This is a genomic window from Bacteroides caecigallinarum (assembly GCF_021531075.1).
In the GTDB taxonomy this organism is placed as follows: domain Bacteria; phylum Bacteroidota; class Bacteroidia; order Bacteroidales; family Bacteroidaceae; genus Phocaeicola; species Phocaeicola caecigallinarum_B.
Genome location: NZ_JADYTJ010000116.1, coordinates 1 through 1881, shown reverse-complemented (window position 1 = coordinate 1881; position 1881 = coordinate 1). Strand labels below are relative to the sequence as shown.

The following is a 1881-nucleotide window of genomic DNA, read 5'->3' as shown; positions in this document are numbered from 1 at the left end:
TATAAACCCCATTGTTAATTTTATTCATTATTTATATGAGAAATATATTACAAATATTTTTATCTATTTTTTTGTTTGTTCCAGTATTTGGTCAGCAACATAATGTTACTATACAGAATGATGAATCTGGAAGCAAATTAATTGTAAACGGAAAACCTTTTATGGTTAATGGTATGAACTGGGATTATTTCCCTATCGGTACAAACTATTCCTATTCTTTATGGTCACAGTCTGATGATATAATAAAAGCTGCATTAGACAGAGATATGCCTCTTCTCAAGAATATGGGTGTAAATGCTATTAGGCAACATATTGATATAACTCCGAAATGGATACAATATACCTATGAAAAATATGGTATTTATACAATGCTTTACGATTCATTTGGTCGTTATGGTTTGACTATTGATGGAGCATGGGTAGCAAATACAGATTATTCAGATCCGAGAACAAAAGAAATATTGTTGGAAGAGGCAAGAAGGCTTGTAAAAGTTTATGACAAGACCCCAGGCTTGTTGCTTTATCTTCTTGGAAATGAAAATAACTATGGTTTGTTCTGGCAAGGAGCAGAAACAGAAGACATTCCTGTGGAGGACAGAAAATCAACAATTCAGGCAAAACATTTGTATAAGGTATTTAATGAAGCTACTGTTGAAATGAAAAAGCTGGGAGCTTCATGTCCTATTGCTATATGTAATGGAGACCTTTTGTTCCTTGATATAATAGCAAAAGAATGTAAGGACGTTGATATTCTTGGTATAAACTGTTATCGTGGTGAATCCTTTGGTGATTTGTTCAGTAGAGTTAAGAAAGAGTATGGCAAACCGGTTCTGTTCACTGAATTTGGTTCAGATGCGTATAATGCTGTTACTCAAAGTGAAGCTCAAAAAGAACAGGCTGATATTTTGTTGAAAAATTGGGCAGAAATTTATTTGAATGCAGCCGGTGTAGGAAACAGTGGAAATTCTTTGGGTGGTTTCACTTTCCAGTTTACTGATGGATGGTGGAAGTTTATGCAAAATTCCAACCTGACAGTACATGATACTAATGCTTCATGGGCAAATGGAGGTTATCTATTCGATTATGTTGAAGGTGGAAATAATATGAATGAAGAATGGTTTGGTATTTGTGCAAAAGGCTATCCTGACAGCCGTGGTATATATGAGAATTATCCACGTGCAGCATATTATGTATTGAAAGATGTTCATCGTATTGACCCATATTCTCCTAATACTACTACAGCTTCTATTATAAGTAGAATAGCAGATATCAATGTTATGGGGTCTGTATTATCTGCAAGGAGTGACAAAGCAGCTTTACAAAGTGAAAAGAACAAGTTAATAAGTTTGAGCCAGCTTAGAGGTGACTTTACAACATTTTATACAGGTGCAAAGAACACAACAACACCTGGAGCAAGGCCGGATGCTCCAACTAGTTTTCCAAGTTCAACAGGATTTGATCATATGGAGTCATTCTATGTGGGAATAGAATCAAAACCTGCAGAGAATGTACATGCTGAAGTCACTGTCAATGTACTTGGAAATGTAGCCGAAAATCCTATTGACGAAATCTTCTATGAAAATAGAGGGCGTGCAAATTATATAAATGAGAATGGGGAATATATAGATTTGGGACCATTGGAACGTATAAAACTGTATAGTGCAAGTTTCAATTGGGATGGAGACCTTTTTAATTTGAACGCTTTTTTCCGTAAGCCACATTATCATTGGGGGTATGAGGGCGATTTTTTCGGATTTATTACTGTCCGCTAAAAGTTCATACATCATTATAATGATAGGGCCGTCCTCCGATTTTGGAAGTCAGCCCTATTTTGGTTATCTTTGAGTCACCACACTAAAAGTTTAACCATGAGCAAAAGTA

The 1881-nt window shown here is 35.5% G+C and carries 1 protein-coding gene; it reads left to right on the top strand.

Annotation, left to right across the window (positions count from 1 at the left end; genetic code table 11):
* Positions 1 to 35: 35 nt before the first annotated feature.
* Positions 36 to 1772: a glycoside hydrolase family 2 TIM barrel-domain containing protein gene (locus tag I6E11_RS14535; RefSeq protein WP_235338822.1), complete on the top strand. Its 1737-nt coding sequence runs from the start codon at positions 36 to 38 to the stop codon at positions 1770 to 1772.
* The last annotated feature ends 109 nt before the right edge of the window (positions 1773 to 1881 follow it).